The 20,969-nt window shown below is 23.0% G+C and carries 19 protein-coding genes and 2 tRNA genes; 7 read left to right on the top strand and 14 right to left on the bottom strand.

Annotation, left to right across the window (positions count from 1 at the left end; all coding sequences use genetic code 11):
• Positions 1-39 precede the first annotated feature (39 nt).
• Positions 40-678, top strand: coding sequence for a eukaryotic translation initiation factor 6 (locus MJ2HA_RS00975; protein ID WP_258393404.1), 639 nt, complete (start codon positions 40-42; stop codon positions 676-678).
• On the opposite strand, the gene pfdA is transcribed toward MJ2HA_RS00975, so the two are convergent.
• Genes pfdA through rpl3p form a run of 3 tightly spaced genes read right to left on the bottom strand, consistent with a single transcriptional unit; the run spans position 641 to position 2,266 of the window.
• On the bottom strand, positions 641-982 hold the full coding sequence (gene pfdA, locus MJ2HA_RS00970) for a prefoldin subunit alpha (RefSeq protein ID WP_258393403.1): 342 nt from the start codon (positions 980-982) through the stop codon (positions 641-643). The genes MJ2HA_RS00975 and pfdA overlap by 38 nt on opposite strands.
• Positions 969-1,265, bottom strand: a complete 297-nt coding sequence (rpl18a, locus tag MJ2HA_RS00965) for a 50S ribosomal protein L18Ae (protein WP_258393402.1) — start codon at positions 1,263-1,265, stop codon at positions 969-971. Before rpl18a ends, pfdA begins: the two co-directional genes overlap by 14 nt.
• 26 nt (positions 1,266-1,291) lie before the next feature.
• Positions 1,292-2,266, bottom strand: coding sequence for a 50S ribosomal protein L3 (gene rpl3p, locus MJ2HA_RS00960; RefSeq protein ID WP_258393401.1), 975 nt, complete (start codon positions 2,264-2,266; stop codon positions 1,292-1,294).
• A gap of 57 nt (positions 2,267-2,323) precedes the next feature.
• Between rpl3p and MJ2HA_RS00955 the strand changes: the two genes are divergently transcribed.
• Both MJ2HA_RS00955 and MJ2HA_RS00950 read left to right on the top strand, forming a co-directional pair.
• Positions 2,324-2,394: transfer RNA gene (locus tag MJ2HA_RS00955), tRNA-Pro, on the top strand.
• Between the two features lie 389 nt (positions 2,395-2,783).
• Positions 2,784-2,858: transfer RNA gene (locus MJ2HA_RS00950), tRNA-Arg, on the top strand.
• Here the strand turns inward: MJ2HA_RS00950 and MJ2HA_RS00945 are convergent.
• The 4 genes from MJ2HA_RS00945 to MJ2HA_RS00930 all read right to left on the bottom strand — a co-directional run bounded on the left by MJ2HA_RS00945 (position 2,859) and on the right by MJ2HA_RS00930 (position 9,433).
• On the bottom strand, positions 2,859-3,302 hold the full coding sequence (locus MJ2HA_RS00945; RefSeq protein ID WP_258393400.1) for a hypothetical protein: 444 nt from the start codon (positions 3,300-3,302) through the stop codon (positions 2,859-2,861).
• Positions 3,303-3,334: 32 nt separating this feature from the next.
• Positions 3,335-4,261, bottom strand: coding sequence for a class I SAM-dependent methyltransferase (locus MJ2HA_RS00940; protein ID WP_258393399.1), 927 nt, complete (start codon positions 4,259-4,261; stop codon positions 3,335-3,337).
• A 613-nt stretch (positions 4,262-4,874) separates the two neighbouring features.
• Complete coding sequence (locus tag MJ2HA_RS00935) at positions 4,875-7,001, bottom strand: methionine--tRNA ligase (protein ID WP_258393398.1); 2,127 nt, start codon at positions 6,999-7,001, stop codon at positions 4,875-4,877.
• The gene (locus MJ2HA_RS00930; protein WP_258393397.1) at positions 7,001-9,433 is read right to left on the bottom strand and encodes a M1 family metallopeptidase; all 2,433 of its coding nucleotides are present in this window, start codon (positions 9,431-9,433) and stop codon (positions 7,001-7,003) included. The genes MJ2HA_RS00935 and MJ2HA_RS00930 overlap by 1 nt, the downstream gene beginning before the upstream one ends.
• A 92-nt stretch (positions 9,434-9,525) precedes the next feature.
• Here MJ2HA_RS00930 and MJ2HA_RS00925 point away from each other — a divergent pair, with 92 nt between their 5' ends.
• Both MJ2HA_RS00925 and MJ2HA_RS00920 read left to right on the top strand, forming a co-directional pair.
• Positions 9,526-10,095 carry a rhomboid family intramembrane serine protease gene (locus tag MJ2HA_RS00925; protein ID WP_258393396.1) on the top strand — a complete coding sequence of 190 codons (570 nt, stop codon included), beginning with the start codon at positions 9,526-9,528 and terminating at the stop codon, positions 10,093-10,095.
• Between the two features lie 68 nt (positions 10,096-10,163).
• Complete coding sequence (locus tag MJ2HA_RS00920) at positions 10,164-10,403, top strand: hypothetical protein (RefSeq protein WP_258393395.1); 240 nt, start codon at positions 10,164-10,166, stop codon at positions 10,401-10,403.
• A 2-nt stretch (positions 10,404-10,405) separates the two neighbouring features.
• Here the strand turns inward: MJ2HA_RS00920 and MJ2HA_RS00915 are convergent, their stop codons facing one another.
• The 4 genes from MJ2HA_RS00915 to MJ2HA_RS00900 are packed head-to-tail and all read right to left on the bottom strand — an operon-like array spanning position 10,406 to position 14,605.
• Positions 10,406-11,818 carry a thymidylate synthase gene (locus MJ2HA_RS00915; protein ID WP_258393394.1) on the bottom strand — a complete coding sequence of 471 codons (1,413 nt, stop codon included), beginning with the start codon at positions 11,816-11,818 and terminating at the stop codon, positions 10,406-10,408.
• Positions 11,819-11,867: 49 nt separating this feature from the next.
• A complete protein-coding gene (locus MJ2HA_RS00910; RefSeq protein WP_258393393.1) occupies positions 11,868-13,436 on the bottom strand; it encodes a glycosyltransferase family 2 protein in 1,569 nt (522 codons plus the stop codon).
• Entirely contained in the window at positions 13,436-13,804 is a 369-nt protein-coding gene (locus tag MJ2HA_RS00905) for a hypothetical protein (protein ID WP_258393392.1), read from the bottom strand. The genes MJ2HA_RS00910 and MJ2HA_RS00905 overlap by 1 nt, the downstream gene beginning before the upstream one ends.
• 48 nt (positions 13,805-13,852) lie before the next feature.
• Positions 13,853-14,605, bottom strand: coding sequence for a hypothetical protein (locus tag MJ2HA_RS00900; protein WP_258393391.1), 753 nt, complete (start codon positions 14,603-14,605; stop codon positions 13,853-13,855).
• Positions 14,606-14,656: 51 nt separating this feature from the next.
• On the opposite strand from MJ2HA_RS00900, the gene MJ2HA_RS00895 reads away from it, so the two are divergent.
• Positions 14,657-15,544 (top strand): mechanosensitive ion channel domain-containing protein, encoded by an 888-nt coding sequence (locus MJ2HA_RS00895; protein WP_258393390.1) that lies wholly within the window; start codon positions 14,657-14,659, stop codon positions 15,542-15,544.
• A gap of 163 nt (positions 15,545-15,707) precedes the next feature.
• Here the strand turns inward: MJ2HA_RS00895 and MJ2HA_RS00890 are convergent, their stop codons facing one another.
• Positions 15,708-16,964, bottom strand: a complete 1,257-nt coding sequence (locus MJ2HA_RS00890) for an archaellin/type IV pilin N-terminal domain-containing protein (RefSeq protein WP_258393389.1) — start codon at positions 16,962-16,964, stop codon at positions 15,708-15,710.
• Between the two features lie 1,193 nt (positions 16,965-18,157).
• On the opposite strand from MJ2HA_RS00890, the gene MJ2HA_RS00885 reads away from it, so the two are divergent.
• Positions 18,158-19,378 carry an AAA family ATPase gene (locus MJ2HA_RS00885; protein WP_258393388.1) on the top strand — a complete coding sequence of 407 codons (1,221 nt, stop codon included), beginning with the start codon at positions 18,158-18,160 and terminating at the stop codon, positions 19,376-19,378.
• A gap of 205 nt (positions 19,379-19,583) precedes the next feature.
• Here MJ2HA_RS00885 and MJ2HA_RS00880 read toward each other — a convergent pair whose 3' ends face one another.
• Together MJ2HA_RS00880 and MJ2HA_RS00875 are read right to left on the bottom strand one after the other, a co-directional pair.
• On the bottom strand, positions 19,584-19,949 hold the full coding sequence (locus tag MJ2HA_RS00880; protein WP_258393387.1) for a type II toxin-antitoxin system VapC family toxin: 366 nt from the start codon (positions 19,947-19,949) through the stop codon (positions 19,584-19,586).
• A complete protein-coding gene (locus tag MJ2HA_RS00875; protein ID WP_258393386.1) occupies positions 19,946-20,188 on the bottom strand; it encodes an antitoxin VapB family protein in 243 nt (80 codons plus the stop codon). The genes MJ2HA_RS00880 and MJ2HA_RS00875 overlap by 4 nt, the downstream gene beginning before the upstream one ends.
• Positions 20,189-20,969: the final 781 nt, after the last annotated feature.

Raw genomic sequence — 20,969 nt, 5'->3', positions numbered from 1 at the left:
TTTGAATCTTTATAACTATATTGATAATCAATATTGATAATGATAATAAAAAAAGCTGAAAATATAGAAATTGGCTCTATTGGATTAATAATGCACCTATTTGAAGATTTTCTGATAGCTAGCAATTTATATAAAAATAGTATAGAAAAATTAAATCTAGATATATACAAGTATTATATAAATTCACCAATAATAACTCCTTATTTTATAGAATATAATGGCAATATTATAATTAGCAAGAGTTCTCCTGGAGAGCTAAAAGAAATACTAAAATCAAAATTTGATATAATTGAAGTTGATACTATAGAAAACACTATAGGAAACTTATTTTTAGTTGGAAAGAATGGTATATTATACTCTTCAGGAAAAGAATATGATGCTAAGAAATTATCAGAAAAACTGTCTCTGCCTTCTCAAAGGATAAAGATAAAATATTTAATTGGTAGTATCTCAAAGTTATATAATAACAAACTACTTATATCTCAAGAATTAACTGATAATATATTAGAAAAGATATCAGAAATAACAAAATATAGTATCGAGATTGGATCTATAAATTTTGGAAGCCCATATATGAGATATGGAATAGAAATTAATAGTAGATATATTATCGTAGGAAAAAATAGCACAGGTCACGAGATTATAAAGGTTGAGGAGACTTTTTTCGATTCAAAATGACCAATATATTTTTATTCAAGTTATCTAATTCCTGTGTTAATTTATTCACTACCTCATCTATGATTTTAAGCACATCATCTCTGCTTTTTTCTATAAATATCCCCCTTCCTACATTTATCAATAAATTATCTTGATCAGCTATAGATCCCTTAGCAAATATATAACCACCTACATTTATATACGCATTATCTTCCTTTTTTAAGTCTTTTACATATTGTTTCATTAATGAATATTCTACAATCTTCTTTTCCAATAATTCTTTTTCTTGATACAATTGATCTAATATTTCATCATAATTGTCCATTTTTTAACATTTCTAAGAATTTTCTTAACTTTTGATCTGTTACATCCTCATTCTTTATTTCCTTAATTTCTTGAATAGATATATTATTTCTTTTTACTTTATACACACTTCCGAATAAAGATAATATCCTCTCTTTAACTTCTTTCTCATTTAATCCTAAAACCTCCTTACTAAAATTATATATAATCTTTCTTTTTGTGATAACACCTTCTTTTCTCTTTGAGGCATGTACAATTTTTACTTTATTTATCCTTCCAGTAACTCTGTATATTTTAACTTCCATCTTTATCTTTTACATAAATATATTTATTAGTTCTTTGGCATTAATGATATATAGCCTATACCAATTTTTTCTTTAATTTTCTTTTCTCTTATCGCTTTTCTTAATATTATCAATCTTTTAGATGGACCTTGTACAGATCCCTTTATTAATATATATTTATTTTTAATTATACCATAATGTGGCCATCCAGATTTTGGATTTATTTCATTAATATTATCCGATATTTTTAATATTAATTTATTATATTCAGTTCTTCTAAAGAAACCATATTGTCCTGGCATTGGCGTAGTTGGAAATATCCTTCTCATTCCTCTTGCACCCCTTGCATGAGTCTGTCTTGCAGATTTAGATACCTTATACTCCCTTGGCTGTATTTTTGTTCCAAATCTCTTAACTTCCCCTGTAAAACCTTTACCCTTAGTAACACCAATTGTATCTACATATTCGCCTTCTTTGAATACATTATCTATATTTATTTCTTTTCCCAATAAATTCTTTCCATAATTAAATATTTCTTTTATATTATTTCCACCAATAGGAATCTCAAATAGTTCTGGTTTTTTCTTTTTTATAGTTGTTAACCATGGTTGAGTATACACTAACAGTTTTATTAAAGATATTTCATTTATTTTTTCTTCTACCCTTTTTATATTTTCTTCTATATTATTGTTACTCCTTATTGTCTTTATTTTTTTCTTTAGGTTATCATCAAAATCACCGATCAAATCAGTTAATACATTATAGCCCTTATTTATATCTTTTTTATATAATCTCATACCAAAAACTCTTAATGCTGGAACCTCTAGTACAGTAACTGGCATAAAGGCATTATCATTAGTTAAAATATGAGTCATTCCAACCTTATAACCAGCAAAAGCCAATATTGATGTTTGCTCAACTTGAGGCCATGTTTTTATTCTAGGATATATTCTACTACTTCTTACTCTTGGCCAAAATTGCATTGATACTCTTCTGGGTCTATGATGACCATGCTGTGGCATTCATTATTATGTTTTAAAAATCCTTTTAAATTTTCAACAAATTCATTATTAATTATCGGGACCGTAGGCTAGCGGTAGGCTACTGGGTTTGGGTCCCAGGGATCGGGGTTCGAGTCCCCGCGGTCCCATCTTTATTTTGAGATTATTAGCAAAATTTGAAAGTATATCAATATTAATTACCTATTTGACAGTAAAAATTTATAAATACAAATAAAATAATAGCTATGATCAAAGAACCAAAACTTGTCTTATTATTATTACTGATAGTTTTAATGAGTTTATTACTGGATTACCAATTTTTATAATATATATAGGACTTATCTTTTTATCTATAGGTTTAATATTTTATTTTTTAATTGATATTATAATATTAGTATTTTATACTACACATTTTATAAAGGATATAATAAATATAATATAAAGTGAAGAAGCAAGGCATTACTGAGATATGATGAAACATCGATATGCAGATAAAAGACTTATAATAAGAAAGTATAAAATATTATAATCTATCCATGGACCTATAGCTCAGCATGGATAGAGCGACGGCCTTCTAAGCCGTAGGTCGGGGGTTCGAATCCCCCTGGGTCCGCTATTTCATTAGATCTGATGATAAATTATATGTTTCTATATTATTATTATAGTTGAATGAGAATATATAATATCCATTATTGGATAATAGATTATCAAATATTTCCTTGTTATTCGTACAATTAACCACAACTGTTGATTGGCTATTATTGTATATTAATCCATTACTATCTATATTACAATTATATTCATATCCATAAGGATAATATTCTGCTTGAACACTATATTTTGAAGGATCTATATTAACATTTCCATTATTATATATTACTGCGTATATATTATAATTAGAATAATACATATAAGAAACTTTATACGATACTATATAATTATTTGAAGCTGATCCTTTAAAAATATCCTTAGCAGGAACAAACAATACTAATAGTAACAATATAACTATCACTATACCCATTATAATTATTATTACAGTTAATGCATCAGATCTCATAGAGATATATTTGACCTACAAAATTTAAAAAATTATTTTATAACTTTAAAATCAATACATACCCTGTATATTCCAGGTGCTATATCGCCGACTTTAAGAATTTTTAATATTTCATACTCAAAATTTAGTTTTTTCGAATATTCATCCAATAAATTATAAGAATTGTTTTCTATTTCTTCTTCTCTAAAAAACTGATATAAATGTATAATACCATTACTTTTTATTAATGGTATTGCATATTCTAAAAAATTATGACTCTCTTTCGGCAGCGGCATTATTATCCTATCGAATAATTTAATAGACTTATTTATAAAATCTATTTTTTTAATTTTATTATATTTAATATTCTTTATTAATTCATTTTCTTCATAATAATATATGTTATTTACTTCAATATTAGAATATATTATATCATTTATATAATCAATATTGTTATTTATTATGGCATCTCTATCTTCCAAATTACCTATATATAAATATATATCTCTTACATCTCCTAAAAATGTTATAACATTATTTATTTTATTTAATCTTAGATTTTCTAAACCATATTTTACAGCAAAAGGGTTCCATTCTATTGAATATATTTTTTTAGCATTTGAAAATTTTGATATATATATTGGATATACATTTACACCAGAAAACATAACCAATACCTCTTCTTCCTTTACTTCTTTTGCAATCCTATATCTTTCATTACTCAATCTAGGAGAATAATAGGTTCTAACAACATCTACCTTAAACTTTAGACCATATTCTATACTTATCGTTTCAGTCTTATCTTCCCCATATAATACTCTATATTTTGGTACCCTATAAGGAGGTAAAACATCTGTTTCTTGCAATAATATTGTCTTTATAAACTTATATCTATTTCTTATTTCTTTAATATACTCTTCTTCCCTTAACTTCATAGGTTTCTTTATTACAGCTATATCACCTATAATATCATAAGACATAAAAAAATATTTTAATGAGACAATATAAAAATATATCTAAAAACATCAATACAATGAACTTGTTTAAAATAAAGATATTTTATAATAATTCAGATAAATAAAAAAATAATTTATGATATAAGATATGTTTAAAATATATATCTTTGAATTTTCATCCTTAATTAATATCAACCAGTAATAACACGACCAAATTACTTGACTATACTTATATGATACTTTATACTATACATATTGATTCAGAAAATTGAAATATGCAACTAGATATAAGCAGGTCGATATTCATTATTTATAAAATAAGCAGTATTTATAAACAAGATAGAAATATAAATATTTATAAATATGCTTTTTAATACCTATTTATAAATCATTAACCTTTATACAGTTTTACTACAATTTAGTAATCTTTATACATCGCCTACAAATGATAAATTTTTAAGGATTTCTCAGAAATAATAAAGTATGGCAGAAAAGAAAGACAAAAAGAAAGAAGAAAAGAAACAATAAAGGGGACTATAATCTTATAAATATAAAATAATTTATTTGTGATAATATTAAGGTTCGGATCTTCATCGGCCTTATTCATATATATTAAATATTTTTTTTATTTAAATATTTATCTTATTAAATGGTTTTTGGGTCGAGTTACTATACTAGATATTTTATCTATAATTGAATCATCAACTTTCATAAACAGGGGCCTTATATTATTATTTACAGTAAATTCAATATTATTGTTCAATAATTTATTTAGTTCATCAAAATTATATATTTTAATATTTATATTATCTATAAACTTATCATAAAAAGTTGGCGTAAATGGATATAACATTAAATATGTATATATTATTAATATTAATAAAGAATATAATAAATCTCTATATTTTTCAGGGCTTTCCCATGGTTTATTATCTTGAAATATTTTATTGCCATAATTACCTAGTTCTAGTATATTTCTTAATGCCATATGAAATTCACCTTTTTCCATATAATTATTATAATTATCAAATACCTCCTTTATCTTGCTTTTTATGTTATCATTTAATCTTCCTGCAATCCTACCATTATAATATCTATTTATGAAAGACAAGACTCTATACTCCATATTTCCAATATTATTTACCAGTTCTTTATTTATTATTTCTTTAAATTCAGACCATTTAAAATCAGAATCTTTACTATATGGAATTATATATGATAAATAAAATCTCCAATAGTCAGGTTCCAGATCAGAATCAATTAAGCTATCGCAAAATATACCCCAATTTTGACTTTTACTTATCTTTTTACCTTCATACAGTAGATAAGATAATCCTATAACATTATATGGTAAATTATAATTTTCTAAATCAGTATAATTAAAAAATTCTTTATAATCTTCTGGAACATTATATGTTGATAATAATATACCTGGCCAAAATACTGCATGAAAAGGTATATTATCCTTACCTAAGAAATGATATATCTTCCCATTTTTCCATAAATAACTCCAATCTATATTAAATTTTACATTTTCAAAGCCTTTACTTAATAAGAATCCTGCGATCTTTTCAAGATTCTTAAAGTTGTTATCAATTTTTATCCACACATTTTTATTATCTATAGTATATTCTACTCTATAATCTGTACCATCTATATTTAACTTTATAAAATTCTCGCCTTCTTCCAATACTTTAATGCCAGACAAATCAATATTAATCAGATCTTCCTTTCTATATTCTTTTCTTAGTGATTGCGCAGTAAAAGATATATATCCTATCAATGCATCATACCATACATATAATACTTTATTATTATAAGATTCAAAATAGTTGTATTTATTTAATATATTATCAATTTGAGGCCAATTTTCTTCCACTATAGTTTTAATTTTAATATATTCTTCCTCTGGAACTAGTAAATTATTTCCTTTTAGTGAATTAATAAATGAATCTAAGAACTTTTCCTTGGAGGTAAAATCCAATTCATTAAATATTTTCTTCCTTAATGCTAACCAAAGATCATTATAAGGTACTGGTACACCAAATGATAAATCTCTTGTTATACTCCTCTCTTTTAATCCTTCTTTAACCCACCCTAAAGACATACTAATCGCCAGATCAGTAAATATGCTTTTTTTCGTTTCCAGATATTTTTTTATGTTATCCTCTAGTTTTGTAAGATTTAAATAAAGATGTCTAGTCTTCTTAAATATTACTGGATTCTTAGTTATTGCATTTTTAGGATTAATTAATTCTTTAGGATCCAATAATCGCCCACATGCTTCACATTGATCTCCCTTCGCATTCTCATAATTACAATATGGACATGTACCTACAACAAATCTATCTGATAAAAATTTACTCCATTGCGGGTCATATGGTAATTCTACCTCTTTTTCGGTTATATAACCATTAATAAAAGATTTTATAAAAAATTCCTGTGTAATTCTATAATGTATATTATTGTTAGAAGTTCCACTAAATATATCAAAAGAAAAATTAAACCATTTGTATATTTTTTCGTGTATATTATGAAAATATCTTACTACTTCTGATGGTTTCATATTATATTTTATTGCTTCTACTTCAGTAGTAGATCCATGATCATCCGTACCACATAAATAGAATACTATATTACCTTTCATCCTATTATATCTTGCAAATATATCAGATGGTAATAAGCTTCCTATTATATTACCTATATGCGGTACATTATTTACATAAGGTAGTGCAGAAGTTACTATAATTATATCTTTATCCATTATATTATATTATATATTATATCTTTATTCTTTTTTATCCAATTCGTATATATCTCAGAATAACTATAGTACTTCAGTATTTCATTTTTATATGTTGGAAACTGTTTAATTATATAATCTTTTATTTCTCTTGATATATCTCCGGTATATATATTAAAAAAGCTATAAAATATATCTCTAATTATCATATATGCTTTTTCATATTTCTTTATCTCACCAATATTATCCTTAAACCATTCATATAATATAAAACGACTTTCAGGGTTTTTTGTTAGATATGAAAAGACAGTTCTCCAATCTTGTAATCTTATGGTACCATCAACTGTCTTATCTAATAGATCTAATATTAAACTACCCCTTCTAAAACTAGTTAGACCCCTTAATATTATATTCTTTTCTTCCGGATTAGTTGTCTTCTGATAATGTTCTAAAAATTTTTTAAATTCGGAAATCCCTCCATGAGTACCGACAACTTCAGATATTATTAATCTATCATTATTATCTATTTTGTCCCAAGATTTAAATTTACTTAAACTATCTTCTATAATCGAGTAATCCCTTATTTGTGAATAATAATTATAATATAAATATTTTTTAATCAAACTACTATAATTATTTGGCTCAATATTAGATAGCTTATTAAATATATCTTCATACCTCTTTAAAAATGATTTTGTTTCTAAATTAAAATGGATATTTATACTATATAATATATTATAGATTATATTTAATACAAACCAGTTATCTTCATCTTTAAAATAATCTAATAGATCTAATAATTTATTTATTTTTACCTTATCAAATAAATTCAATAAATATTCATCATATAGTATATTTCCCCTTGTTAAATATGAGAATTTATTATTTTTTAATCCATTAATTATATAATTCATATTATTATAATTAGATACATAAAATCCTATGCCGTCTCTATTTATAGAAAAATAATCTGGTTCTCTTTTTAATATTATCCTTCCCCTCCCTCTATTAAATAATGTATTTATATTTTCATCTTGTATATCTAGAAATATAGGTACTATCCATTTAGAATTTTCTTTTCTATTAAAAACAAATCTCGATTGATTTAAACTAATTATATCTCTATTATAGTTTACCTCTATGATTGGATATCCAGCTTTATTTATCCACCTTTCTATCATTGATTTTATATCTCTACCAGATATAAGTTCAAATTCCTTAAATAGATCCTCTGCAGAAGCATTATAATATTTATATTTATTCAGATAATTAATTACAGCTAATCTAAAATTATCATAGCCAATAAAACTATCAATCATATTTAATATACTAGCTCCTTTACCATAGCTTATATCATCAAATATACTTTCAATTTCTTTTTCTTTCTCAACTTTAACTTTTATTGGATGTGTAAAGATAATGCCATCTGCAAATTTAGCATTATATTTTTCCAATAAATAAAATCTACCTTTTGATACATCTTCATCTTTATATAATTCATCTATAGCCTTGTAAGCCATATATGTAGCAAAGGATTCATTTAACCATAAATCATCCCACCATTTCATTGTCACTAGATTTCCTGACCATTGATGCCATAACTCATGAGCTATAATCTCCATAGTTCTTACCTTTTGAGAATTAGAATATAACTTATCATTATATAATAAAGCAGTTTCTCTAAATGTAATAGCTCCCCAATTTTCCATCGCCCCTGCTGCAAAATCTGGAACAGCGATCAGATCTAACTTCTTTAATGGATAATCTATTGTAGAATACTTTTCATAATATTTTAATACCTCTTTCAGAAAATTTAAAGCGAATTCTCCATCTTTTGCCTTACCTCCATCTGCAACAACTCTTATTTTCTTATTGTTATACTTATCTTCTAAATAATCAAATTTTCCAACGCCTAAATATAATAAATATGTAGACATAAGTGGTGTCTCTTTAAATTTTACTGTTTTTATATTATTATTTATATCCTCCGATTCTATATCTGTATTTGATATCACATCATAATTTTTATCTACAGAAACTTTCAATTGGAACCTTGCCTTAAATATTGGCTCATCGAAACATGGTATAAAATATCTTGCATACGTAGGTTCAAATTGAGTAGTTAATATTTTATCTTCCCCATTACTAATATAAAAGCCAATTAAATCATTTCTTATCTTACCCTTAAATGATATATATAATTTTCCTTCGCCACTATATTTCTTTTTCAAGTTTATTTCTAATAAATCGTCTCCAACTTGCCTAAAATCTACAAATAAATTATCAAATTTAACCTTACTAATCTTTATATCCTTAGAATTTATTATTATCCTATCTTTTGGTCTATTAAATTTGATGGATATCTCTTCATATCCTAAGTACTCTAATTTACCTATATCAATATTTAGGCTTATTGAATATTTTATTGGCTTTATATCTGGATCTAATCTCATTAAAATATAAATATATTATAACAATTTTTTAAATTATGCGAAGGATATGGAAAATTTTCGGTCAGCCCATTACTATAATATTAGATATAATTTTGGTATTAGTTTTTATCTTAGAATTTTTCATACCACCATCTATTTTTGGATTATTATACTTTGCCCCACATTATGCATTAAATTATCCTTGGACCTTTATTACATCTTTATTTCTTGATGAACCCAACAGTATATTTCAATTATTATTTGATGGGTTAGCATTATTTTTTTTAGGATTATTATTTGAATATAATTATGGAAGTAAAAATCTGATAATATTATTTTTATTGGCAGGTATTTTTGGAAATATAGCATTTCTAATTCAATATTTTAATAATCCGATGATTGCAGGTCTTGGTTCCTCAGGTGCTATTTCAGGTATATTGGGTGCACTAGCAATACTAAAACCAAAAGAAAAGATAATAATATTTCCTATTATAATTCCAATAGATATCATATATGGAGCAATAATATGGTTATTATTTAATGTTATTGGAATATTTTATCCTTTTACTAATCTAGGATTTTCAGCACATATTGGAGGAACTCTATTCGGGTTCCTATATGGATATTTACTAAAAAGAAAATATAGTATAAAAAAAGAAGACGATATTATAATTAGTACGTAGCTAAGTTTTTTAATTTATTGTTTATTGTTAACATAAACTATATAAATTATAAAACTATAAGTAATAGAATGGAAGAGAAAATAAAAAACATAGATAAGGACTTTTTAAAAGATATAAGATGCAAGTTAGCTTCAACATCTACAGGTACATTGATTAAATACTACGAGGATATCAAATCAAATGTAATTCCTCAAAATTTATCATCTTATACTGAATATATTAACACTTTTGACCTTTTAGAATTTATTGAAAAAGAATTAATAGCTAGAGGTGCTCTAAGGAAGATAAAAAGGATAAATCTCCTTTAACTCTATACCTCATCTTGTGTATATTTTTTTCCTTCTCGAATACTTTCCTCTGCTTTTTTTAGTTCTTTTCCTAGATATAATGAATGGCTTGGTAGAGTATAAAATGGATAACCTTTTATCATGTTATATATATAATTAAAGTCTCCTTTTAACCTTAAATCTATGCTAGTATTATCTGGAGTTCTATGTTCTAATATAATCTTACCATCTTCAGTTTTTATTGTAAAATTTCCTTTTGGATCTGGTATAAATCTTTTAATTAAATATCCATATTTATCTAATGCATCTTTTAGATACTCAAAATCATGACTATATACATGAGCGGATGTAGAAATTGTAGTAATATTCTTTAGTATTATATTCTTACCATATCTTTTATTTATCTGATCTACTATATATTTTGCTAGATAGATTTGCCCATAGATATTCAAAGGCCATCCTCTAAAAAAGTCATTGCTTCTTATATATACTGTATGAGTATATTGATTATCGGTAATATTTCCATTTATTGATATTATACATGGAGGATTTACACTATCCTGATCAATTTTTGGATCCCATGTAACGCCAAGAGCCCTTCTAGAGTTTGCATTTCTACCAAGTTTATTTATTATTGATTCTATTTGATTGCCATTATAACTTAATAATCTATTTCCATATGTATAATCCACACCTTCTGGTACTTCTGGTATAGATAGACCTTTTATATGTTTATTAAAATCTTGTTCTTGTATATAATGAAAAAAATCCTTTTCTAATTCATAACTACTACCATGTAGATCTATTGTAACCATTAAATTCAAAAATTCTTTTATTTCTTCATTATAATCGGAATTCTTAGTCATTCCAAATTCATTTATTATATATAAACCTTTTACCCATGCTGCGAATACAGATGTTTCATATATAAATTCACCAGAAAGTTGCATTGGCCATGATCTTATCTCTTCTACATTTTCATTTATACTAAGAATTGCTTTTTTTCTAATACCTTTATTTTCTCTATAATTATTATCTATAGATAATAATAAAGAATCTAGATCATTAGACCAAAAATTTTTTCTTAAATCTATTATATTTACAGTATTTAATATATTTTCTATATCTTCATATTTTAACCTTAATTTATATTTATTATATGTATCTTTATCCTTTTTAGAAAATATATCAATTAGCGCCTCCCCAGAGTATGATAGATCCGGTCCATAAACTATTATCTTATCTATATTATTTCTTTCCCCCAAGGTTTGTAGGACATAATTTATACCATTTATTGTGTATAGAGTTCCAATAGAATTAACTTTATTTCTATGATCTAAAGGTATTTTATTAAAAATATGCTCCTTCTTAGACCAAAGAGTACATAAAGCAATATTACTCTTATCATTTATAAAAATAACATCTTTATCAATCATTAATAAAAATTATAAAAAAGATATTAAAATATAATATTTATAAGGGGGATTATTTATTATTCCCTCTATTATTTATATTTGCAATCCCTATATACAATAGATTCTTTGGAGTTCTAGATTCAGAATGCTTACTCTTATATTGTAGATAAAATAACAAAAATATAGATAATATCCAGATAATAGTAGATAAATTACCAATAAATAAAGAAAATAATACATATAACGTACTTGTATAATTATAATAGTATATTAGATAATGTAAAGAATTAATAAAGAATGATAAATTTATTAATAAAAATATTGATAGAACTAAAATAGAATATATATCATATTTATAACTAGTAATCTGCTTCTTAGTAACAATCCATTGATTATCCAACCCAAGAATTATTCTCCTTAAATAATACACTATAGTTAGTGCAGAGATACCCCAACTAATCAATAATACCAAAAATGCGTCCTTTAAAGATCCTTTATTATATATCATCTTCTCCACAATATAATATTCCGATAATATTATTCCTATAATGTATATAGGCGATAGATAAAAAAATAAAAATGTATGTTGGTAAAATTTAGAACTTATATTTAAATATATAGACATTATACTTATAATAATTAGTATAAAAGATATTAAAGGTAAAAAAACTGCCGAAAACATGTGGATAAAACTTGACTTTTGCTTAAATGATAATTTTTTATTTTTTATTAAATTAATAAAATTTGAAATTACAACATCAAAAGTACCAGTCTGCCATCTCCTTAAAGTTTTCAATGCAACATTAAAGTTAGGTGGTAGATTTTGCCCGTATTCAACCCACCTTCGTATATATAATCCTTTATACCCATTTATATACATTCTCAAGGTCAATGAAGCATCTTCAGTAAGATGAGCTGTAAATCCTCCAGATTTAAAATAAGCCTCTAATCTTATGATACCACAAGATCCATGTATCATGGATATATTATCAAGTAAATTCTTCATTGGTAATCCTATTTGGAAAAATGTATCTACATATATCCCGACTATTTTATGAAAATAATCTACAGGTACTGTTCTTCTATTCCAATATATAAATGATAAATCTTTATTCGATTCTAATATACATAATCCTTTATATAGGTATTCTACAGTTACGGTCCATTCAAAATCATATATAGAAACATAATCTATATTATATTTATTCTTTAAATAATATATTGTATCATCTAGAGCTTTTCCTTTTCTTTTTATACCATTTAATCTGAATATATATAATATATTTGCCAATTTATATATAATAAATTTAGAGTCCATATACTTATCTTCCATATTATTCTCTAGATAATTTATTACCTTATCTTCTCTATCCATACTTGTATCGTCTATAAAGACAAAGTTCAAATCTAATTTATCATATTTATTCTCGATATTTTTTAAATACTCTATTTTATTTATTATCATATCTTGATTCTCATTTTTTACTGGAAATAAGACAAATAATGTCTTTCTAGAATCTAAATCTCTATAATTTGGGATCTCTATTTCCCTCTCATAATTTATTATATATCTTAAATCAAAAAATGATAATATTAATATATCCAATAATAGTAATATTGCCGATATAAATAATAGCATTAGTATATTGGAGATGCTGCAACAATTGGCAATAGAATATTATTACTAAACATATTCGGTATTAAATATGGAACGGATATATATATAATAATAGAAGAAACCAATATCGTCGAAATCGAAATTATGAAAACTGATACATCAATTATACCGAAATAATAGAATAATAGAATACCAAATGTTACTATAATCATTGAATAAAGTATAGTTAATCCATTAATTCCTATTATATATCCAAATAAATTTATCAATAAAGCTAGAATTGATAATAATACTAATATTAACCCAATACTATAAGATATCCTCTTATCTATAAGTATTACCCCCAATAATATAAATTCAACTATTAGTAATAATATATTTATATCCATCTTAATGTTATTTTAAAAAAAGTTTTATATATTATTACGCAATAGTAATTATAAATCAACTTCAACTATTAGTCTTCTAATATTCCTATATCCAAGATAAAATATAACCAATGGAATTATTATAATTGTTATAAAATATATATAAGATAAATTAAGTAAGATATACTCATTTAAACTATTAAATTTTATTGATAAATCTATTACTGCTGTAAATCCATCTACATAAGCATGAACAAATATTAAATACAATAAATATATTATACCTTTATTATTTTCTTGCTTTGCTCTTAATAGCATTGATGCACCAGGATGATATATATATGATATAAAAGGTTGTAATAGTACACCAACAATTGTTATTATAATTATGGTACTATTATTAGTAAATAAAGATAATATAGCAACAATAATATCTACTAATGCAAAACCATAACCATAATATATTGATAATCTTGGATCCTTATTTTTTACAGAATAATATCTAGCAATTTCTTGTGCTAATCCTGCAATAATACCTAAATATATTCCATATATTATATAATATGGTCTTATAATATTTAATATTATATTATTTAAATTTGCTAAATTATGTATAAGCCCACCTTTTAGAATAAAACTAATTGCTATAATATCAGCGGGAATATCTTGAATAATTGATTGTATAATAACTGCCAATAACATAAATAAAAATCCAATAAATATAGCTCTATTATTTACTTTCCAAGTAAACTTATTATATAATAAATAAAAAACTATAGAAGCAAATATTAAATATAAAACTTCATATAATATGTATATCATTAGTAAGGTATACATACAATATTTTTAAATATTATTATATAAATAGACCCAATGTCTAAGAAGAATATAATAAAAATAGCAGGAATAATAATATTTTTATTAATTATATATTATTTGATAAATTATTATTTTCCAATATTTATATCATATTTACCAAAAAGCTCTGAGATGTACAAATATATAGTGTTTTTAGAACCATATATATTAAAGATAATTGAAGGTATAATAGTAATTATAGCTGGATTATTTATTATAAGAACTATAAAAAAGATAATATATAATCAATTCTTAAGAAAGAGTGAAAAATCTACAACAAATATAGTAAATTATATAATAGATATAATTTTTTATTTAATTATAATATTAATTATATTATCGATATTCAATATAAATATAACAAATATAATATTAGCTGGTTCTATAGGTGGTATAATTATTGGTTTAGCTGTACAAACCATAGCACAAAATATATTATCAGGTTTTCTAGTAACCTCTAGTAAAACAATAAAACCAAATGATGCAGTATCTATAAGTTCATGGATATGGGGTAATCCTATAATAGGTAAAGTAGAAAAAATATCTTTATTATTTACAGAAGTATTAACTATATATGGAAATATAGTAAAAATACCAAATTCTGCATTTTTAGGTAATTCTATATTTCAAAAATTAAAAGATTATAATGAAAGGATTATATATCCATTACAAGTAACTGTAAATGCGGATGTAGACGGAAATAAATTAATAGATAATGTAATCAATATATTAAAGAATAAAAGAAATAATTATGAGTATAATATAATATTTTCTACAAAAAATGGATCAACAAATGTATTTAATGTAATTATAAAAACATCTGATATTAATAATTTAACTAATATAATAGATGAAATAAATAAAGCATTTGATCAAGCTTATTGGGAAATAAAAAATAAATAATTACTATAACTCTTTTTTATTGTTTTTTGATATAATTAAATTTTTATTTTATTTTCATAAATATATTGATAAATATACAATAAATAAGTACATTGATGTCGGATAACAGCAATTATCCGTCATAGTATATAAGGTACTTACATATTTCATGATCCAAAAACATTTAGATCAATACATTAGAACAGGTAGATTGACCATTGTAAAATAAGCAAACTTGATGATAATTATTCTTTTGAATAAAACATTGTGTATTTGCAACTTTCAATATTATTTGCTGATTTGGCAAGACTATTGGAGAATTTGTAGAAGTTATAAATGTTTGATTATATATTAATGGAAAAGCACAGTTATCTATGGATATTACTGTATTATTCAAATTTACAGGAGTATTTCCTGAGTTATATAAAATCAAATTTATTCTATAAAACATATTTTCTATTATATTTTCCGGTAACCATTGATCATAAATCCCCCATCCTTCTATTGTTCCATTAAAGTTATGCCAGTTATTTGAACCGCTTATTCCATATCCAGGAGTTCCAGGACAGTATAAATTTTCGGTTATCCCTAATGGAGTATTATTATAATATGTTTCTACTAATTGTCCATTTATAAATAATCTTTCATAATATCCTGTAGAATTTACTTTTCCTTCTGCTACAACAAAAAACCAATTATTAGGTATTGAAGTAGTGTTCCAGCAATAAGTCAACCAACCTGGACTTTCATTTGTCTGTACATCTCCACCAATACACACTTGTATGGTATTATTAGAAAAATAAGTTAGACCGAGATTATATTGTATCTGCCAAAAAGATGTAGCTGGGGCTTCGGAATAACAATTATTTCCACAAAAAAAAGGTCCAACATTATTACCTGCAGGTTTAAAATATATCATTTCAGTGACTTGGTTAGTATAATTATTGTATGGATTTGGTACCCAACCACACGTGCTGGAAGTTATATATTCTGGATAAGTGAGTTTTGCACTGACTACTTGTGTAATATTTGGGAAATATATATAGCTATCATTTCCATCAAATTGAAAAGCATAATCATATAACCCGGGAACTAAAGTTGCATTGATAACAATACCTGGAGTGCTACCATATGGAGTATAAGCATAAGTAACGGTAGATATATTACTTGGATAATCTATTGGCTGGTATAAATTACCAGTATAAACATTAAAATATTCATTATCTAAAGGCGCGTAAAATACCAAATTATCTTCATAATTATATAAGAATCCATTAGCTATCTCTATATTTGATATAGATCCATATTTCTGAACTTGAGAACTTGTAGAAGATAATAATCCACTAAACATACCTGTAATAAATGCATATGTTAATCCTGCCATTGCAACAACAATAACTATTAATAGAATAGTTGCTATTATTGGAGAAATAGATTTCATATTATTAGGATAATTTATTATAATTTATAAATTTTAGTATAAATTTTAGATTGGTATAAAAACTATATTTAATAAAATTTGGTTTTTATTAGCATTATATTAATAATTTAATAATAATTCATAAAAAATAATAAGTTTAAAGTTCTAAACAAGATGAATATACGAATTAATAAAAAGCTATTAGAAAAGAATTAAGATATTTTATATTATAAATATTCTAAATGGAAGAAAATAAAGAAAATAAATTTTAAATTTAATTAATAACAAATATATAAATAATAAAGATACTCTATACTGGATTAACAAAATTGTTAAAATATCCACTAATTTTATAAAGATATTAGAAACTTACATACTATAGAAGACTTAATAATTTACTAAATCTTCCATGATTATTATTTATACAATAAATATATAATCCTCAAATATATAAAAATATAAAATTTAATTATAACTTATTTAAGCAAAAATCAAATAAAAAAAGAAATAAATAAGATTTATTTTTCAATTTTAGATAATCGTATACATTTTTATATTTAGTTAAAACATACAATAACCAGAGGGTTAAAACTGATGTATATAAATTACCATAATATTTCCTTATTAATTCCTTTGATCTATCTCCAAATTTTTATCTCTAGTTAAAAAATAATATAATATATTTACATCAATACAAACCTTCATTATTCAATATTTCTTTTGTCTTTTCTTCTATTAATTTATCTATATCTTCTATTTTTTCTTTTACTTTTATTATTCCATATAATTTTTCTATTTCATCATTATTTTCAGGTATTAGAATTATTTTATTATCTTCAACTTTTATTATAAATCTTTTTGATTTAAACTTTTCCCTTATTGATTTAGGTATATATAATCTACCTTCAGAATAATGTTACTCTTTCTTTCATATGGAAAAATTGTATTTTCCATTTTATAACTTTACGGAATCTTACTTTGTAACATAAATATTTAATAATTCATAAAGACACTAACTTAATATTTTATTATTTTGTACTACTTAAATAAAGATTATTTTTATTAAAAACTAATAATTCTAATCTATTTAAAATTATTAATAAATCATCTAACAGAAGAGCTATACTTATTTTATAAAAATCTAGTATAATTTATCTTTTATAATTCCATAATAATGAATTATATTTATAAAATGTATAACCATGATTATACATATGATGAATATAGTTATTAGATATGAAGATCTAAAAAGATGGGAAAAAATTGGTAATAGAGTTTTCGTTTATGGAAGAAGAAAAACTGGTAAATCTTTTTTTATTAAAAACTTTACAAATTATGATTATTATTTCTTTATAAAAAGAGATGGAGGAATAATAGATATAATAAATAATAAGGATATATCATATGATTATTTAAAAGATATTTTATTATCTAGAAAAAAAGTTGTTATAGATGAATTTCAAAGATTACAAGAAGATTTGTTAGATTTTATACATGCGAATTATGAAAAAATAAATCTTATATTAATTACTTCTACATTATTTTTATCTAAAAAAATTTTAGAAAAGCATTCACCACTATTAGGATTGTTTGAAGAATTTAGAATAGATTTAATTGATGAAAGAGATATAATAAAATATTTAATAGATAAAGAAAATGGAAAAGAATTAATAGAAAAAGCAATATATTTTAGAGAACCATGGATAATAGATTTTGTAAAAGGAAATATAAGAGAAGAATTAGCAAGAATATTTAAAGAAAATAAGTATACATTTGAAAGTTTAATAGGAGAAATATTTAATGAAGAAGAAAGAGAATTAAATAAAACATATATCAATATTTTAACATCAATTGCATCTGGAAAAAATAAATCTACTGAAATATCTTCATATTTATTTTCTAAGAAAATAATTGAAAAAGATGATCCAAGTATAATACAAAGTTATCTAAAAATATTACAAAATATTGGTTTAATAAATAAAATAAATGTATTTAATAAAAAATTTGATTATTATATAATTTCTTCTCCATTATTAGATATATATTTTTATTTAGAAGGTAAATATGGAATATCGGAAAATGATATAGTCTATGAAATAATAAAAGAAGTAGTAAATGATAAAATACCATTCCATGTTGAATATTTCTTTAATTCCTTATTATCAAAGATTTATGGATTAAATTATTATAAGATAGTTGAAAAAAATTATGAAATAGATATTTCATTATTTAAATTTAAAGAATTAAAAATTGTGGGAGAAGTAAAATGGAAAGATTATATTGATAAAAATGAGATAAAAGAAATAGAAAATAAATTAAATAAATTTAATTGTAGAAAGATATTAATATTACCTAATAAAAATAATCTAGAATATTATCCAGAAAATATTGAAGTATTAGATGTAAATGATATAATAAATTTAGTAAAAATATAACTATTTTTAAATTATTTTGATATTATATTTCTTTCTTTTCCTTCTAACTTTTTTACTGTATTAAAGTCTCCAATATAATATATAAGATTTACATATATTTATTCTCTTTTAGAATATATAAAAAATTACCAATATAATTTTTACATGAAAATAAAAAATTCCCTAATTTTTTAAAATCATTTTATTCACAAATATAGAAATGTTATTAAATAATTTTAACTTTTAATTCTGGATAATATTCTTTTATATCTATAAAATCTTTATCTTTTGTCAATATTTCTGTATTATATTTAATTGCAGTAGCAGAAATGATAATATCTGCATCATTTTTAATTTTTCCATTATTTTTTAATGTATAAAATATATCTGAATAAATTTCAACTATTTCCTGATCTATATTAATTATACTTAATGCATTTGTTAATAATTCTTTAATCTTTTGTCTTTTATTTTTATCTAATGCTCTTAAAATCTCCTCCAATGTTATTATAGATATATAATTATCAATATAATCTTGCAAATTATTATTTCTTATTAATTCAATTAGAAAAGATGTATCAAGTATATTCATATTTTATAATCCCTAAAATTATTATTTCTTCTTAACTGTAATATTTCTTGTTCTATTTTATCTAGTTCTTCATTATTTATATCTTTTTTAACTTCATTTAATAAATTTTTTATTTTCTCTTTTTTATATTCTTTATAAATGTTAATCAACTCCATTAAAAATTCGTCCCATTTTTTATTTCCTTTAACCTTTTCTACTTCTTCTTTTATTTCTTTTGATATTGTAATTGTAGTAATCATAAATAATTAATAAATTTTGAAATTTTTAAATTATATAATTTAAAATATTCTAAAAAATTTCATTAAAAGGAATTAAATAACGATTAATTATCCATCTGGATTCTAGATAAAATTATATTTAAAAGAAATTCGATAGTAAAAAAAGTTTTGTATAAATCATTTAAAACATATTCTCTTCGCAGAACAATATTTTTTGGACGATGATTCTCTTGTCTTACTTTTCTGATACTTTTCTAATTATAGGATATATTTCATTTAAAAGGTAAAATATCTACAGGCAGTAAAGAAGAAACAATATTTAGATATATATTTATTATTGAAGTATATTCTTTGGTTTTGATAGTATTAAATTATTTTCTGGAGATAAAATGATCTATCTTGAAAGTTCCATGGTTATAGCCTATTCATAACTAGCATAATTGTATATATTGAGATCATAATGATTGCAAATATAATATTTTCCAATATCTTTAAGAATATAATCCTTCCTGTAAATAATACAAAAAATATAAAATTTAATAGTTCATTTTAAATAAAAAAGAAATAAAAAATAAATTAAGATTCGTTTAATATTATTTATAAAGTTAAAATAATACATTTTAAAATAATAAAATCTTTAGATAAAATTATTAATAATGCAACTAAATATAAATTTTTACCTAAAAATAAAAAATGGATGATATTTATTGAAGGACTTATATTATCTAATACTCTATTTAGCTCAAACCTCAAAGTTTATAAACTATTTATCGGTAGATATAAACAGCATTATAGGATATGA

This window comes from Nanobdella aerobiophila, from assembly GCF_023169545.1.
In the GTDB taxonomy this organism is placed as follows: Archaea; Nanobdellota; Nanobdellia; order Nanobdellales; family Nanobdellaceae; genus Nanobdella; species Nanobdella aerobiophila.
This window is presented reverse-complemented; position numbering and strand designations above follow the sequence as displayed.

Excerpts from the sequence above, each read along its gene's own strand:
- MJ2HA_RS00975 (WP_258393404.1), top strand. The coding sequence starts at position 40 with ATGATAATAAAAAAAGCTGAAAATATAGAAATTGGCTCTATTGGATTA.
- pfdA (WP_258393403.1), bottom strand. The coding sequence starts at position 982 with ATGGACAATTATGATGAAATATTAGATCAATTGTATCAAGAAAAAGAA.
- rpl18a (WP_258393402.1), bottom strand. The coding sequence starts at position 1,265 with ATGGAAGTTAAAATATACAGAGTTACTGGAAGGATAAATAAAGTAAAA.
- rpl3p (WP_258393401.1), bottom strand. The coding sequence starts at position 2,266 with ATGCCACAGCATGGTCATCATAGACCCAGAAGAGTATCAATGCAATTT.
- MJ2HA_RS00945 (WP_258393400.1), bottom strand. The coding sequence starts at position 3,302 with ATGAGATCTGATGCATTAACTGTAATAATAATTATAATGGGTATAGTG.
- MJ2HA_RS00940 (WP_258393399.1), bottom strand. The coding sequence starts at position 4,261 with ATGTCTTATGATATTATAGGTGATATAGCTGTAATAAAGAAACCTATG.
- MJ2HA_RS00935 (WP_258393398.1), bottom strand. The coding sequence starts at position 7,001 with ATGGATAAAGATATAATTATAGTAACTTCTGCACTACCTTATGTAAAT.
- MJ2HA_RS00930 (WP_258393397.1), bottom strand. The coding sequence starts at position 9,433 with ATGAGATTAGATCCAGATATAAAGCCAATAAAATATTCAATAAGCCTA.
- MJ2HA_RS00920 (WP_258393395.1), top strand. The coding sequence starts at position 10,164 with ATGGAAGAGAAAATAAAAAACATAGATAAGGACTTTTTAAAAGATATA.
- MJ2HA_RS00915 (WP_258393394.1), bottom strand. The coding sequence starts at position 11,818 with ATGATTGATAAAGATGTTATTTTTATAAATGATAAGAGTAATATTGCT.
- MJ2HA_RS00910 (WP_258393393.1), bottom strand. The coding sequence starts at position 13,436 with ATGCTATTATTTATATCGGCAATATTACTATTATTGGATATATTAATA.
- MJ2HA_RS00905 (WP_258393392.1), bottom strand. The coding sequence starts at position 13,804 with ATGGATATAAATATATTATTACTAATAGTTGAATTTATATTATTGGGG.
- MJ2HA_RS00900 (WP_258393391.1), bottom strand. The coding sequence starts at position 14,605 with ATGATATACATATTATATGAAGTTTTATATTTAATATTTGCTTCTATA.
- MJ2HA_RS00895 (WP_258393390.1), top strand. The coding sequence starts at position 14,657 with ATGTCTAAGAAGAATATAATAAAAATAGCAGGAATAATAATATTTTTA.
- MJ2HA_RS00890 (WP_258393389.1), bottom strand. The coding sequence starts at position 16,964 with ATGAAATCTATTTCTCCAATAATAGCAACTATTCTATTAATAGTTATT.
- MJ2HA_RS00885 (WP_258393388.1), top strand. The coding sequence starts at position 18,158 with ATGATGAATATAGTTATTAGATATGAAGATCTAAAAAGATGGGAAAAA.
- MJ2HA_RS00880 (WP_258393387.1), bottom strand. The coding sequence starts at position 19,949 with ATGAATATACTTGATACATCTTTTCTAATTGAATTAATAAGAAATAAT.
- MJ2HA_RS00875 (WP_258393386.1), bottom strand. The coding sequence starts at position 20,188 with ATGATTACTACAATTACAATATCAAAAGAAATAAAAGAAGAAGTAGAA.